Origin of the sequence: Vibrio sp. Vb1755, assembly GCF_033338635.1 — a bacterium.
Taxonomy (GTDB): Bacteria; Pseudomonadota; Gammaproteobacteria; order Enterobacterales; family Vibrionaceae; genus Vibrio; species Vibrio alginolyticus.
Genome location: NZ_JAWOTA010000033.1, coordinates 21950 through 36466 on the forward strand (window position 1 = coordinate 21950; position 14517 = coordinate 36466).

13 protein-coding genes and 1 tRNA gene are annotated in these 14517 nt (G+C 44.5%); 7 read left to right on the forward strand and 7 right to left on the reverse strand.

The window, feature by feature from the left end:
* Positions 1–10: 10 nt before the first annotated feature.
* Complete coding sequence (locus R7E00_RS20240; protein WP_262606271.1) at positions 11–2707, reverse strand: heavy metal translocating P-type ATPase; 2697 nt, start codon at positions 2705–2707, stop codon at positions 11–13.
* A gap of 478 nt (positions 2708–3185) precedes the next feature.
* Here R7E00_RS20240 and chiP point away from each other — a divergent pair, with 478 nt between their 5' ends.
* The 4 genes from chiP to R7E00_RS20260 all read left to right on the forward strand — a co-directional run bounded on the left by chiP (position 3186) and on the right by R7E00_RS20260 (position 8235).
* Positions 3186–4307, forward strand: a complete 1122-nt coding sequence (chiP, locus tag R7E00_RS20245) for a chitoporin (RefSeq protein WP_005382007.1) — start codon at positions 3186–3188, stop codon at positions 4305–4307.
* A 123-nt stretch (positions 4308–4430) separates the two neighbouring features.
* Complete coding sequence (locus tag R7E00_RS20250; protein WP_005382008.1) at positions 4431–5027, forward strand: DUF2057 domain-containing protein; 597 nt, start codon at positions 4431–4433, stop codon at positions 5025–5027.
* 177 nt (positions 5028–5204) lie between these two features.
* Positions 5205–6632: a glutamate--tRNA ligase gene (gene gltX / locus R7E00_RS20255; protein WP_005384075.1), complete on the forward strand. Its 1428-nt coding sequence runs from the start codon at positions 5205–5207 to the stop codon at positions 6630–6632.
* A gap of 640 nt (positions 6633–7272) precedes the next feature.
* Entirely contained in the window at positions 7273–8235 is a 963-nt protein-coding gene (locus R7E00_RS20260; protein WP_005382010.1) for an OmpA family protein, read from the forward strand.
* A 115-nt stretch (positions 8236–8350) separates the two neighbouring features.
* Here the strand turns inward: R7E00_RS20260 and R7E00_RS20265 are convergent, their stop codons facing one another.
* The 3 genes from R7E00_RS20265 to R7E00_RS20275 form a co-directional block, all read right to left on the reverse strand.
* Complete coding sequence (locus R7E00_RS20265; protein ID WP_005382011.1) at positions 8351–8857, reverse strand: hypothetical protein; 507 nt, start codon at positions 8855–8857, stop codon at positions 8351–8353.
* Positions 8858–9136: 279 nt separating this feature from the next.
* Positions 9137–9213, reverse strand: a tRNA-Arg gene (locus tag R7E00_RS20270).
* Between the two features lie 176 nt (positions 9214–9389).
* The gene (locus tag R7E00_RS20275; RefSeq protein ID WP_005382012.1) at positions 9390–10523 is read right to left on the reverse strand and encodes a flagellar assembly protein FlgT; all 1134 of its coding nucleotides are present in this window, start codon (positions 10521–10523) and stop codon (positions 9390–9392) included.
* A gap of 169 nt (positions 10524–10692) precedes the next feature.
* Between R7E00_RS20275 and R7E00_RS20280 the strand changes: the two genes are divergently transcribed.
* Both R7E00_RS20280 and flgP read left to right on the forward strand, forming a co-directional pair.
* Positions 10693–11331, forward strand: coding sequence for a FlgO family outer membrane protein (locus tag R7E00_RS20280; protein ID WP_005382013.1), 639 nt, complete (start codon positions 10693–10695; stop codon positions 11329–11331).
* Between the two features lie 9 nt (positions 11332–11340).
* A complete protein-coding gene (flgP, locus tag R7E00_RS20285; RefSeq protein WP_005382014.1) occupies positions 11341–11772 on the forward strand; it encodes a flagellar assembly lipoprotein FlgP in 432 nt (143 codons plus the stop codon).
* 102 nt (positions 11773–11874) lie between these two features.
* Here the strand turns inward: flgP and R7E00_RS20290 are convergent, their stop codons facing one another.
* The 3 genes from R7E00_RS20290 to flgA all read right to left on the reverse strand — a co-directional run bounded on the left by R7E00_RS20290 (position 11875) and on the right by flgA (position 13505).
* Positions 11875–12300, reverse strand: coding sequence for a flagella synthesis protein FlgN (locus tag R7E00_RS20290; RefSeq protein ID WP_005382015.1), 426 nt, complete (start codon positions 12298–12300; stop codon positions 11875–11877).
* A gap of 27 nt (positions 12301–12327) precedes the next feature.
* Positions 12328–12642, reverse strand: a complete 315-nt coding sequence (gene flgM, locus R7E00_RS20295) for a flagellar biosynthesis anti-sigma factor FlgM (RefSeq protein ID WP_017819976.1) — start codon at positions 12640–12642, stop codon at positions 12328–12330.
* Positions 12643–12758: 116 nt separating this feature from the next.
* Positions 12759–13505: a flagellar basal body P-ring formation chaperone FlgA gene (gene flgA / locus R7E00_RS20300; RefSeq protein WP_005382020.1), complete on the reverse strand. Its 747-nt coding sequence runs from the start codon at positions 13503–13505 to the stop codon at positions 12759–12761.
* 76 nt (positions 13506–13581) lie between these two features.
* Between flgA and R7E00_RS20305 the strand changes: the two genes are divergently transcribed.
* Positions 13582–14508, forward strand: a complete 927-nt coding sequence (locus tag R7E00_RS20305) for a chemotaxis protein CheV (protein WP_005382022.1) — start codon at positions 13582–13584, stop codon at positions 14506–14508.
* The last annotated feature ends 9 nt before the right edge of the window (positions 14509–14517 follow it).

The window sequence follows — 14517 nt, forward strand, 5'->3', positions numbered from 1 at the left end:
AAAGAAGTGGTTACTTTACTGAAAACAGTCGTAGTCGATTTGCATTACTAACGACAGTAATTGAAGACAGTGCCATTGCCGCTCCTGCGACAACAGGACTGAGCAAAAATCCAAACGCTGGGTAAAGCACACCTGCGGCAACTGGAATACCCAACGAGTTGTAAACAAAGGCACCAAATAGGTTTTGCTTCATGTTCTTAAGTGTAGCGCGAGAGAGTTCAATCGCATGTACTACCGCCATTGGTGACGTGTTCAGGATGGTCATTTGCGAACTTTCAATGGCGACATCACTGCCGCTACCCATGGCAATACCAAGGTTGGCTAAGGCGAGAGCAGGGGCGTCGTTAATGCCATCCCCCACCATTGCCACGACATGTCCTTGAGATTGAAGTTGCTCAATGTGCTGAGCTTTCTCATCTGGCATTACTTGGGCAATCACTTCATCAATACCAAGTTCTTGGCCGATAGCATTGGCAACGTGTTGGTTATCGCCCGTCAGCATTACCGTTTTGATGCCTTGCGATTTTAATGCAGAGAGCGCTTGTTTCGCATCTGATTTGAGCGGGTCGGCAATGGCGATCAGACCGATCAGTTCGCCGTTCAATGCCACAGCTACCGGAGTCCACGCATTTTTTGCGCATTCATCGATGGCAGGTTTTAGTGCGCTAGTCTCGACGTTCTCTGCTTGCATAAATTGAAGCGAACCAATGAGCAGCGGTTTATCTTGATACGTCGCCAAAATGCCGCGCCCGCGAACGTTCTCAAACTTGTCTAATGAGACGTCTTTTGCGTCGTGTCGTTTGGCGTAATCACATACCGCTTTTGCCAGTGGGTGCTCAGACTGACGCTCTGCCGCATACGCTAAAGCCAATAGATCTTCTTGGCTGGTGGCGTGAGTAAACACTTGCTGAACGCTAGGTTTACCTTGGGTAAGAGTGCCAGTTTTGTCGAACACAACCGTGTCGACTTTGCTTGCCAATTGCAGGGCGTCGGCGTCTTTGATCAGAATGCCGAGCTCTGCGGCTTTACCCACTCCCACCGTGACAGAAAGTGGGGTTGCTAAGCCTAGAGCGCAAGGGCATGCGATGATCAGGACGGTTGTGGTGACCACCAGCATATAACTCGCTTTTGGCTCTGGGCCAACGGCAAACCAAACGAGCGCGGCCAGTATTGCTATGCCAACAACGACAGGGACAAACACCGATGAAATCTGGTCTGCCAGTTTCGCGATGGCTGGCTTACTGCTTTGCGCTGTGCGCACCATGCGGATGATACGAGCCAGCATGGTATTTGCGCCAATGCCCGTTGCCTCAATGACTAATCCACCATCGGTATTTAATGTCCCAGCAGACACTTGAGCCTCTTGCGCTTTTAACACTGGTACTGGTTCACCAGTGAGCATCGACTCATCAATGTATGATTCACCTTGAATCACAACACCATCAACAGGCACTTTCTCGCCTGGTTTGATACGCAGTTTCATGCCTAGCGTGATTTGCTCAACCGTTATTTGTTGATCGCCTTGTTCCGTGATTACCGTAGCTTGCTGAGGTTGCAGGTTAATCAGAGCTTGCAATGAGCGTGTTGTGTTTGCTTTGGCTTTTGCTTCTATATAGTGACCAAGAGAAATTAAGCCGATGATCATTGCACTCGCTTCAAAGTACACGTGGCGTGAAGCAAGAGGGAACCAGCCTGGGAAAATCACCACAAGCATCGAATAGAACCACGCTGCGCCAGTACCGAGCGCGACTAACGTGTCCATGGTGGCGCGCTTGTGAGTAGCAGCTAACCAAGCGTTACTGAAGAAGTGTTTCCCTGCTGTGGCAAGAAGGAGTAAACATACGATACCGATCACTCCCCAAGCTAATTGGTCGTTGGTGTTGCGAATCATCATATTGCCGCCAGCAACGCCCCAAATCATTAAAGGGGCTCCGACGACAAGGCCAGCAATAGCATCCAGTTTAAAGCGTTTTTGTTGCTGACGTTGTTGCTGTGCTTGCTTTTCTTGCTGGGTTGCGGCGTCTTGTAGGATCTCTGCTTGGTAACCGGCTTGTTTTACCGATTCAACAATTGCGTTAAGGAGGTCATCAGAGTCTTGGCTTGCGAATACTAGTGCGCTTTGTTCTGCAAGGTTGACCTGTGCTTTCTCAACACCTTCCACGTTAGTAAGTGCTTTCTCTACTGAAGATACGCAACTCGCACACGTCATGCCTTGAATCAGCATTTGCAATTGAATACTCGCTGGTGGCACCTGCGTATCTTTAATATTGCTTTGCTGTTCTACCTGTTCGGTCTCTGGTGAGCTTTCGTTCTCTACTTCAACAGAATCAAGGTTGGCGGTATAGCCGAGTGTTGCTATTAAGTCGATCACTTGTTGCTCGGAGAGGAGGGTACGAATCTCTAAGTGCGTTGTTGAAGCCTCAAAAGAAATAACGTCTTGATTAGATTCTAATAAAGATGAAAGTTTTTTGACGCAACCGCCACAGCTTAAGCCTGAAAGGTTTAGTTCGTAGTGATTTCCTGCTTGGTAACCAAGAGATTCAATCGACGAGACGAGCTCTTTAAGAGAAGACTCGGTTTTGACCTCTACTTGCGTCGGGGACAAATTGAGGATCTCCACATCGTGATTCGCATGTAAAGCATTCTCAACTTTTCTCGCACAGCCCATGCAGTTGAGCCCTGATAAAGGTATAACTAACTGATACATAATCTGCACCTCAATAGTAGTGATGCTATGAGCTTAAACCTTCCTGCAAGGGTAAGGTCAATACCCATTTGCTACTCACAACAATTTCGTCAAAATCTCTCGAATCCCACAAGTGCACGGTCATTTTACTTGCGAGTGATCTCAAGGTTTTTTCTCTTTGAATATAAAGTTCCGTTAAAACACCTAAAAGATGAATGAAGTCGCTCACGTTTTTTAGATGCTCTCAATGTCAGTTCAGTGTCAAAACGTACTTTTAACGTTTTTTATTTTTTATATTTGATTTTAACTAATTGTTTTTTATTGATTTATTTTATTTTTGATCTTCTCATTTTGAAGTCGCTCAGATTGCTGTAGGGAAAGTTTTTTAGTGCGAAAAAAGTTTGTCATATTTGCCCCGTCCAAACACTGTTTCAAGTTCCTGCCATGTCCTAGTTAGTGAATTTGAAAATGGAAAAAACTAAAAATATAGGGGTTTATAATGTCTTACCTAAAGAAAAGCCTACTTGCCACGGCAATTACCGGCATGATGTTCAGTGGTGCTGCATTTGCTGATGGTGCAAACAGTGACGCAGCAAAAGAGTTTCTAACCAAAGATTCATTTTCTTATGAAGTTTACGGAATCATCGCGATGCAGGCCGCGTACCGCGATTACGATTCTGGCAGCAAAGCAACGGACGATGATTTGGGTGGCATGCAGCTAAACAACGAGTCTCGTATTGGTTTCCGTGGTAAAAAACAATTTGCTAACTTCGACCCTACTTTTATTTGGCAAATCGAAGGCGGTTATGTAGACCCTAGCTTTGGTGGCGAGGGCGCAGGTCTTGGTGAACGTGACACATTCGTCGGTTTTGAAAGTGCATCTTGGGGGCAAATTCGCCTGGGTCGTGTTTTGACACCTATGTACGAATTGGTTGACTGGCCAGCATCTAACCCTGGCCTCGGCGATGTATACGACTGGGGTGGTGCTATTGGTGGCGCCAAGTACCAAGACCGTCAATCAAACACTATCCGCTGGGACTCTCCAATGTTTGCTGACAAATTCTCCCTAGATATCGCAGCTGGTGCAGGTGATAAAGCAGGTCTAGGTGAAGGGGATGACTACTGGGGTGGTATCGCAGCACACTACAAAATTGGTCCTATCCAGTTAGATGCGGCATATGAAGGTAACCGTAATATCAAGATGGAAAGCCAAACGTGGGAAAACAACACGTACTTGGTAGGGGCACAAGGCTGGTTTGATAACGGGATCTCTTTCTTTGCGCAATACAAATACATGGAAGCGGACGCAAGCAATGGTGTGAGTGAAAAGCAAGATGCAATGTCTGCCGCTATCATGTACACCACGGGTGATTGGCAATACAAACTGGCTTACGCCGCTAACTTTGATCTAGAGCGTGATGGTAAGAAAATTAACGATACAGCGGACGATGTGTTATCAGCACAAGTTATGTATTTCGTAGACCCATCGGCAGTGCTGTACGTACGTGCTCGTACTCTAGACTTTGGCGACGGTGCGTCTCAATTAGATAAACCAACAGAAGCACGTTGGAAGTCTGCTGACTACGACGAGTTCTCTGTAGGTGTTGAATACTACTTCTAATTAAAGAAGCAGCTAAAAGGGCGGAAACGCCCTTTTTATCTTGATACTTATTCAAATAAGCCTTTGAAATGACTGGCCTGTAAATTTTAGAGGCTTATCTAAATTGGTATAAAGTGAGAAACCATGATGAAAAAAACAACGACACTTCTCGGACTTTGCGCAATGCTTTCGGCGCCAGCTTTTGCTGCTCAACTCACTCTGCAATCTGAATTAGTTCCTCGCGTTCTCAACGGCGAGTTCGTCTACCCTGAGTGGATATCCAAGAACAACAGCATCGAGTTAAAAGATGGGGAAAACCAATTAGCGGTAACGGTTGGACAAATCGTATTTGAAGATGGAAAGCGCCGTAAATTCGATTCGCAGCCGCTGGTATTAGAGTTTGATGCAGAAAAAGACACCGAGCTTTCTCTGACTTATCAAACATTCCGTACTATTGAAGAGGCGAGAGCCTTCGAACTCGATCCTAAAGTGGTATTGAAAGACAAAAACGGAAAAGAAGTGGCATTCTCTATGGTTCAACTTCGTAAAGGTGGTTTGCAAGGTTTTCGTGATTACGAACGAGAAGTTGCCGACTATAATAACGCAATGAATAAAGAATCGACTAAGGCAAGCATTGCGTCTTCTCCAGCGGAAACCAAAACAATCAAAGCATCGTTTAATGAATTGAGCCGTGAAGAGCAGCAAGAATTTATGCAATGGGCAATGCGTAACCTGAAGTAATTTCGTCTCGTGCTTTAACAGTAAATAGCAGGGCTGTGCCTTTTTGGTTCTGCCCTGTTTTTATTTCTGTTGTCAAACCGATTGTAGAATTGACTTACGGTGGTAAAATGTCGCCACTTTTATCCTTGACATTACAACGAGAGATCTCTCGTTGCTCATTACCCCTAAGGAACTCAAATGACGGTTAAAACTCGTTTTGCTCCTAGCCCAACTGGCTATCTACACGTTGGTGGTGCGCGTACTGCACTTTACTCTTGGCTATACGCTAAAAACCAAGGTGGTGAATTCGTTCTACGTATCGAAGATACAGACCTTGAGCGTAACTCTCAGGAAGCGGTTGATGCAATTCTTGAAGGCATGGAATGGCTAGGCTTGGAGTGGGATGAAGGTCCTTACTACCAAACTCAACGTTTTGACCGTTACAACGAAATGGTTGATAAGCTTCTTGCTGAAGACAAAGCTTACAAATGTTACGCGTCTAAAGAGCTGCTAGATGAAATCCGTGCAGAGCAAGAAGCAAATAAAGAAATGCCTCGCTACGATGCTAACCATCCAAAAATCAAAGCAGCAAACGAAGCGGCAAAAGATGGCGATCCATGTGTTATCCGTTTCCGTAACCCGAAAGAAGGTAGCGTAGTATTTGATGATCAAATCCGTGGTCGCATTGAAATCCGCAACGATCAAATGGATGACCTAATCATTCGTCGTACTGACGGTTCACCTACTTACAACTTCTGTGTAGTAGTGGATGACTGGGACATGGGTATCACTCACGTTGTTCGTGGCGAAGACCACATCAACAACACGCCTCGTCAAATCAACATCTACGAAGCACTAGGTGCGCCAGTACCTACATTTGCACACTGTGCAATGATCCTGGGTGATGACGGCGCGAAACTGTCTAAACGTCACGGCGCTGTATCAGTCATGCAATACCGCGATATGGGCTACCTGCCTGCGGCACTAAACAACTACCTAGTGCGCCTTGGTTGGTCTCATGGGGACCAAGAAATCTTCTCTCAAGAAGAGATGATCAATCTATTTAGCCTAAACGCAGTATCTAAGTCAGCGTCTGCTTTTAACACTGACAAACTGCAATGGTTGAACAACCACTACATCAAGAACTCAGACCCTGCGTACGTTGCTGAGCATCTACAATGGCATCTAGATCAACAAAAACTAGACGTAACGAATGGTCCTGCTATCACTGACGTGATCAAGCTAGTGGGTGAGCGTTGCAACACACTAGTTGAGCTAGCTGAGCAAATCCGTTACTTCTATGAAGATTTCTCTGAGTTTGAAGCGGGCGCAGCGAAGAAACACCTACGTGGCGTGGCTAAAGAGCCTCTAGAACTTGCATTAGCGAAAGTGGAAGCACTAACTGAGTGGACGACAGCGAACATCAAAGATGGCGTTATCGCAGCAGTATGTGAAGAGTTGGAAATCGGCATGGGCAAAATCGGTATGCCATTACGTGTTGCTGTAACAGGCGGGGGTCAGTCTCCTTCTGTCGATGCAGTAATGGAGCTGGTTGGAAAAGAGCGTTGTATTGCTCGCATTAAGATGGCGCTTGAGTTCATTGCTGAGCGTGAAGCAAACGCATAATTGCTTTGAACTGAACGTTCTTTTGAATAAATAGTCACAAAGCCGCGGTGAGCAACCGCGGCTTTTTTGTATCTTCAATTTAGATAACGAGAAACTTTCTCTCATATTGGTGAATGAAGAGATGGTTTCACCTGTAATTTACCTCAATATGGATAAGATTTTTTAATCCAAATATCGTTGGCATGAATAAAAAACGAGCGATTATATATCAAATATCTGATTGATTTTTATCCATGTTCCTTAAAGTTCCATTTTGTTTGTCTCATTTTTAAGAAAAACCTTTGCTTTAGCTATTTTGTTTCAAAAAACAAAGCAAACGTTTGCGTGGTGATTGCGTGGGGATTTTTTTGCTTAAGATCACATGTTGTCGAGATTTTTGATGACAATAAATTGACAGAATTGGGATTTTTCTCGCGATTTCTTAGCGTTATAGTTCATCCCGTCAGCGATACCGAGATGGCGATATGTATCACTGAACAGGAAATATACGTAAGTTGCTTCCATAAAAAAAATGCATGTGCATAAAAAGAAGCTGACTAAGTATCTCACTCAAGGAATGAATAAAAAGAATTGAAATACAACGTCAGTCAGACGGCGCATTTCGGCATCTAACAAAAGAACTTCTTTAGAGGAATCAATAATGAAAAAATTAGCAGCGGTAATTTCAGCGTCTCTACTTATGGCTTCAGCAGCACAAGCAGAAGTATACGTTGGTGGTAAGATGGGTAAGTCATGGATGGAAGACGCGTGTGTAGCGGGCCAGGCTTGTGACAAAGACGATTCTACTCTTGGCGCTTTTGTTGGTTACGAAATGAATAAATACTTCGCAGTAGAAGCGGGTTTCGACAACATCGGTGATTTTAACCAAACTTCTTTCGGTGGCCACGTAGAAGCAATCACTCTTGCTCCTAAATTTAGCCTACCAATCACTGAAGACATCGCACTTTACGGTAAAGTGGGTGGCGCTTACGTAATGTTTGATGGCAAAGATGATTACTCTTACCTAGGCGCGGCTGGTCTTGAATTCAACCTAAGCCAAAACGTAACAGCTCGTGCGGAATACCAAACACTGACTGACATCAGCAACGATGTAACTCGTGCGACAGGTAACACTGCAACACTAGGTGTTTCTTTCAAATTCGGCGGCAACGATGAGCCAGTAATCGTAGAAGAGCCAGTTGTTGTAGAAGAAGTGGTTGTAGAAGAAGTGGTAGAAGAGCCAGTTGTAGTTACGAAAACATTCGAAACTCAAACAATTGGTACAGGTAGCTTCGATCTAAACAGCACAACTCTAAAACCAGAGAGCGCTGCAAAACTTGATAACCTAGTTGCTTTCCTAAACGAGCACCCACAAGCGAACGTTGAAGTTGTAGGTTACACAGATACGTCTGGTCCAGCAGCTTACAACCTAAAAGTTTCTGAAAAACGTGCTGAGTCTGTTGCTAACGCACTCGTTGAAAAAGGTATTGATTCATCACGTATCCAAGCTCGTGGCGAAGGTGAAAACAACCCAATCGCTTCAAACGACACTCGTGAAGGTCGTCAACAAAACCGTCGCGTAGAAGTCGTTGTTCCAGAATTTGAATACCAAGTTCAGCAATAAGCTCCTATTCGACCGTAGTATAGAAGACTGAAGCTGAAAGCCCCAAAGAGTTCGCTCTTTGGGGCTTTTTATTTCTCTTCAAAAAACTGACTGAAATGTTCAAAGTGGCCAGGTATTACTTAAGATCAATGCTGTTTAAACGCCCCATAAATGTCAGGATCTCCAAGTTATCTTTATGTGCTTCTAACAACGCTTTTTTGGTTTGCATGTAGGCGGCAAGTTTGCCGTACTTACTAATAGAGCGAACCACCGTTTTATATTTATACTCACCGTCATCATTGAACTCTCGCCACTTGGCGATGTAACACGTATCTCGGTTGTCAGGGTTTTCAAGAGTAGGGTTAGGCTTGTGAACGATTTTAGGCTCAACGCTATGTGGAAGCCTAGTCATTAGGTAAGGGTCTTTCAAAAGACGTCGCCAGAATTTGCCCCACATTTGCCGGCCTAACTCGTTTCTCAGCTTAATGGCTTTTTGTAAGCCTTTCTTTTCTCCAATACGAACAAATCCTACCGAGCGGTGTAGTACCGTATCCTCGGGGGTATGGATATGTATCTTAAAGGCTGTCTTGCCTTTAGAAATAAAGCGGTGTCCAGTGTTAGTTATTAAATTGCTCTTAGACATAGTGCTAACTAATAATTTTATTAATAGCTAAAAGGGTAAGCAAAACTCATAGATAATTAAAGTAATAAAATACAAAACTGTAAATAGGGCTTGTTGAAATGATTTCAAGGGGAAGAAGTCAGATCAGTAGAAGGGTTTATCCCGTAACCGAAACACCCGATCCGATCATATTGATTACTGGGAAGATTATCTAACACGGTGTACTAGGGGGAGCAGTGCGAGGCTTGAAATTGAAGATACAAAAAAGCCTTAGCTCAAGTGGGAGCTAAGGCTATGATATGGCGCCCCCAGTAGGATTCGAACCTACGACCTGTCCCTTAGGAGGGGACTGCGCTATCCAGCTGTGCCATGGGGGCGTAATACCAATAGTTGCAGTTCATTGCACTGTTTTACTGAGTTCAAATCTAGCAATCTACTTAGATCTGTATCAGCATCACGTTGAACGATTCGCTACGGTCATTGGTATAATCAAATAAGATGCGCTGCCTATGATATTCAAAAGTGAGCATATCTCAAGACTTAATGTTTGCTTTTATAGGATCTTGTTCATTACGTCGCCAATTTGAACGCTAGACGCTAAATTTGGCTGATCAATCGTCAGTTCCGCTTCGTGTTCGTATATGCGTGATACCGTTAATGTAATTTCGCTTTGCGAGACTTTGTTTCTTGGCAATCCATTTTGGTCGATAAACGACGCGGTGTGCCAAAGCTGCAATTTGTCTCCCTCTTTTACGCCGTGCATGCGGCCGAGATCCATCGTTACGGTATTACCGAAGACTGCCACAACCTCTGGCAGTGTAATTTTGCAAGACAGCTCCGACTCCAGATCCAACATAATATTGCGACTAACGCGAAGCATCATCTCGCCATAGGTCGATGCCCAAAAACGTGCACTACGAGTGTCCACTTGACTCGTCTTAGCAAATGGCCAACGCGCGACCTCACGGTAGGCTTTGTTGAAGATTTCATGGCCAGTTTTACCATCAAATACTTTCATTTCTAACGCAAACTGACGATTGATGATGTCATCTTGCAATAGTTGAGATTCGACCGTTGCAGTGAGATCGGTGATGACCCCTCCAATGATGTATTGTGCGCCATTGTCTTGCGCGATCATTTGAGTGCGAGCAGGATAGTTGCTGCTTATTGAGTAGTCCGTTGTACCAACAGACACAAAGCTGCGTGAGGTTTGATCAAGTTGACGGTTCACTACGTGGCTAAAATCGTCACCAACTTGATAAATTTGTCCCATCACTGCTTGTTGTGGTGATGCGACCTCAATATTGCCGACCAGCATTGTCTTTTTGTATTGATCGGTGTGGCAACCCGTTGCCGATGGATAAATATCAACGCGGATTTTTACCTCGACTTTACCGCGACGTTTGCGTTCAGATTCGACCAAAATGTAACGGACTTCATGATTGGTAAACTGGTATTCGTTGCGGCTTTCTTCTAATAGCGGCATCAAGTTGCTAATACTGCCAATATCTGCGCCCGAAAAATTGACGGCTTTGAACAGCGCGTCTTCCAACGCATGGAGCCTTGCCGTCTCTTCTGAAGAAACGATGGTGGCAACGCCTGTGACTTCATACCAAGATGCCATTACCTTAAAAGGCACAAGCATCACTAAAGTGATTGAAAACAGACTGTTTAATATTTTTTTCATTGGTTACAACCGTTCGGGTATAAATATTGCTTTAACAAATTCAGTGAAGTTTGGTGGGTTTTTCTTCGTTAGGCAAACAAAGAAAAGCAAAGACTGTTCCAATATTCACTTTCTTGGAAAGGAATTAATAAAGAACGGTATCACCTAAGATTATCTGGAGAATCAAACCATGAAAAAGTGGCTTGTCGCCGCATCGATGATGACGCTTCTGACATCGTGCGCGTACTCACCGATTTACAATGGTAAAGAACCGTACTCGGGAAGCCAGTTCATGCTGATGGATAGTCCGCGTCATACGATGGACTTTTTCATTGAGAGCATGACAGAAGACCTGATGGTTTCTAATGTGGCAGTATCAGCGCGGACACCGATTGCGATTACCTCGTTTGTTGATCTACAAAATATGGATGCAACAAACTGGTTAGGTAACTCGGTCTCTGAAGGTTTTATCCATCAGTTTCAGCGCCGAGGGTTTAAAGTGGTTGATTTCAAAACTACGGGCTCTATTCAAGTGACGCAGCAGGGCGATTTTGCTTTAAGTCGTGATTGGCAAGATTTAGCTCAAGAGCAGCAAATTCAGTATGTACTGACCGGAACAATGTTGCGCCAAGAGGGCGGAGTGCTTGTCAATGCACGCGTGGTTGGCATGCAAAGCCGTGTAGTTGTAGCGACAGCGCAAGGTTTCCTTCCGGCTGACCGTATTGGGCGTGACTTAGATACGTTAAATAGCATCCGCACACAAGATGGTGTGTTGATTCGTTCTGACCCTACCATTCGTCAGCCGTACACTGTGATTCTCCGTCCATAGGATAGAAGCATGAAGAAGTTATTATTTATTGTTGCCACACTGATATTGGTTGGGTGTCAGCCATTACAACAGATGCGTCAAGATGAAATCTTAGTTGCGGTGGGCTACGCTAGCGTCAGTGAGCAAACAGGCCGCACAGTAGAAGAAAAGCGTGTACGAGCAATGCGCGCATCAAAAATTGATGCTTATCGTGAGCTAGCAGAGCAAGTTTATGGCATGCGTGTTAGTGGACGTGCAGAGCTGCAAGACCAGCGTTTGGGTATTGAAAGCACCACTGGTGCCGTCGATGGTGTAATTCGTGGTGCAGAAGTTGTGCGTAGTTATCTTGTTGAAGACAGTTATGTGACTGAGCTGCGTCTGGATATCCGTAAGATGGATAAGCTACGTGATTATGGAGAAGTTCAGCAGGTGCCTGAGAAGCGTCAGCAAACCTTGTTTTAAACCATTTCACTAGACAGATAATCTTTTTGAGCGGCTTATTGGTAACAATGAGTCGCTTTTTTATATCTACGTGAGCGCGGGAATTGAGGGTAGGAGTGACGTTTAAGCTTTTATATTGGTGCCAAGCGTCGAGATAGTGTGGGTTTTTCCGCCCGCATTGTAGGTCATGCCAACTTTGCCATGAGTTCGCTGAAGCATGTTGTTGAGTTTATTGAAGCTCAGCTGTGCGCGACTAAGCGATTCGCCATTTACTTGGTTAACTTGTTGACAGTCGAGGACGATCGATTGGATTTGAGCAACAACCTGACTTAGGTGCTCATCTTCAGTAAGTTGATTGACGTGCGGGTGAGAGGCGATTCGCTGATCAGTTGTTCTGAGCTGATCAATGAGCGTCATCTTCTGTTTGGCAATGTTCTCAATCTCGGTAGAGACACGCGCCGTTATTGCTTGTGTTTCTTGGCGTAAAACAGCGGAAAGTGCCTTAGCATTTTCTAGCTGGAAATTAACGAGATCGACTAATGCTGCCATAAAACACTTACCTTCGGCCTAAGCCAGTTAGCTTTTGCCTTGCAATTCGTTTTCAAACTTAATCATGTTGTCAGCCAATTTTTCAGGATCGACTTTGTATGAACCGTTTGTGATAGCTTCTTTGATTGCTGCAACTTTGGCGCTGTCATATGCCGGAGAAGCTGCCATATCCTTCTGGAGTTTACTGACGGCTTTACTTTGCTGGCTGAGTGATACTGCGTCTTGTTGCGCTGGCGCCTTTTTTGATTCTGTCGTGCTGGTAGCATTGGAATCGTTACGTGTAGGAGCACGACTTGTTGTCGTCATCATTTGCCCTGAACGTATATTATCTATACCTGCCATGTTTAACCTTTGCCTTGTATCGTAATACTGGTATCCAGACTATCGACCAGCGCAAAAATAACTTTAGTCATTTTTTGCATTTTTATTGATCAGTTTAAACACGCTACCAGTGGGTATTAAAAATTAACAGTGATTTCCGCAATGTCAGTCACTATGCCTTCTATTATACGTTGTGACTTATCATTTTTCACTCTTACTTGATCGCCAGCTGAACCATCCTGCAATGCTGTGCCTTGCGTTGTGATCGTCATGCCAGAATTCACCGCTTTGATAATGACCTTTTCATTTCGGCATACCACACAAACATCATTTCTCTCTACGACATCGCCTAAGCGAACATTACGCTTTAGCTTTGCCCCAACCACTTGATCGTAGCTAGAAAATCCATCTTTACGAAAGCGCTGTAGCTCGATCATGGAAGTGGTAACATCCGATGCGCTGACGATTTCTCCTCTCCCTAGTGTTCGTGTCGCGACGATCATTGGTACTGATACCGAGATCCTCACAGGAACATAGACTTTCCAGTCATCCGGTTGGCATTCCACTAACACATTGATGTTACTTCTCGTGCTGCTGGTGGAAGAGGCAGATGTATCTAACGGAACAGGGCAATCCGTTGCTTTTATTCTCGAGTCGATCTCTGCCGCATTAACAGATAGCTCGCCACCATCAGGCTGATCAACCGTAGCAAGAATATGTTGTTCTGCTGCTGTTTTTATTTGCTCGATCTGATTATCTGAAGCTGAATGAACAAAAAAGCTAAACATACTGAGCAAAATGCCGATAGACTTAGCGTACTTTGTAATTAGCGCTCTACATATTGTCATAGTCAATGGTGTCGAAGTGAAAGTGAAATACGCCATACTGTCTCCCTGGTATCGTGCTTGCCAGTGGTAGAGTATCATTTAAAAACAAAAAGTTTGAGATGGAGATGAGCATATGACGGGGATTCTTGACTCGGTGAATCAGCGTACGCAACTCGTCGGTCAGAACCGATTGGAATTATTGACCTTTCGACTGATGGGCCGACAGCGCTACGGCATTAACGTATTCAAAGTGAAAGAAGTACTACAGTGCCCTAAGCTGACTTCAATGCCAAATCTACACCCTCTGGTTAAAGGTATCGCTCATATCCGCGGCCATACCGTGTCCGTTATTGATTTGAGCCTGGCAATTGGTGGCCGCCCAACCACTGATTTAGATAAATGTTTTGTTGTTATTGCAGAATTTAACCGTACGATCCAAGCATTTTTGGTATCATCGGTTGAGCGTATTATCAATATGCATTGGGAAGCGATTTTGCCACCGCCAGACGGTGCAGGTAAAGCGCACTACTTGACTGCCGTGACAAACATTGACAATGAGCTGGTTGAAATCCTTGACGTTGAAAAAATCCTGGCAGAAATTGCGCCAGTTGATGAAACGATGGATTCCGCTATTGGCGAAGAAATCGCACAAGCAGAACAAGAAAAGCCTATTGTACGCCGCATACTGATTGCTGATGACTCGACGGTCGCGCGTAAACAGGTAGAGCGTGCGATTACATCCATCGGTTTTGAGGTCGTATCTGTCAAAGACGGCAAAGAAGCGTACAATAAGTTGATTGAAATGGCTCAAGAAGGCAATATCTACGATCAAATTTCGTTGGTTATTTCCGATATTGAAATGCCAGAAATGGACGGCTATACCTTAACGGCTGAAATTCGCAGACATGCCGATTTGAAAGACCTTTATGTTATCCTCCATTCTTCATTAAGTGGTGTATTCAACCAAGCTATGGTTGAGCGTGTAGGTGCCAACACCTTCATTGCGAAATTTAACCCAGATGAGTTGGGTAACGCGGTTAAATCTGCATTAACACAATAAAAGAGACAT

Bases quoted from the DNA above. Each gene is read 5' to 3' on its own strand.
- R7E00_RS20265 (WP_005382011.1), bottom strand. From the start codon at position 8,857: ATGTCTAAGAGCAATTTAATAACTAACACTGGACACCGCTTTATTTCT.
- R7E00_RS20250 (WP_005382008.1), top strand. From the start codon at position 4,431: ATGATGAAAAAAACAACGACACTTCTCGGACTTTGCGCAATGCTTTCG.
- chiP (WP_005382007.1), top strand. From the start codon at position 3,186: ATGTCTTACCTAAAGAAAAGCCTACTTGCCACGGCAATTACCGGCATG.
- R7E00_RS20275 (WP_005382012.1), bottom strand. From the start codon at position 10,523: ATGAAAAAAATATTAAACAGTCTGTTTTCAATCACTTTAGTGATGCTT.
- R7E00_RS20305 (WP_005382022.1), top strand. From the start codon at position 13,582: ATGACGGGGATTCTTGACTCGGTGAATCAGCGTACGCAACTCGTCGGT.
- flgP (WP_005382014.1), top strand. From the start codon at position 11,341: ATGAAGAAGTTATTATTTATTGTTGCCACACTGATATTGGTTGGGTGT.
- R7E00_RS20240 (WP_262606271.1), bottom strand. From the start codon at position 2,707: ATGTATCAGTTAGTTATACCTTTATCAGGGCTCAACTGCATGGGCTGT.
- R7E00_RS20260 (WP_005382010.1), top strand. From the start codon at position 7,273: ATGAAAAAATTAGCAGCGGTAATTTCAGCGTCTCTACTTATGGCTTCA.
- R7E00_RS20290 (WP_005382015.1), bottom strand. From the start codon at position 12,300: ATGGCAGCATTAGTCGATCTCGTTAATTTCCAGCTAGAAAATGCTAAG.
- flgM (WP_017819976.1), bottom strand. From the start codon at position 12,642: ATGGCAGGTATAGATAATATACGTTCAGGGCAAATGATGACGACAACA.
- R7E00_RS20280 (WP_005382013.1), top strand. From the start codon at position 10,693: ATGAAAAAGTGGCTTGTCGCCGCATCGATGATGACGCTTCTGACATCG.
- flgA (WP_005382020.1), bottom strand. From the start codon at position 13,505: ATGGCGTATTTCACTTTCACTTCGACACCATTGACTATGACAATATGT.
- gltX (WP_005384075.1), top strand. From the start codon at position 5,205: ATGACGGTTAAAACTCGTTTTGCTCCTAGCCCAACTGGCTATCTACAC.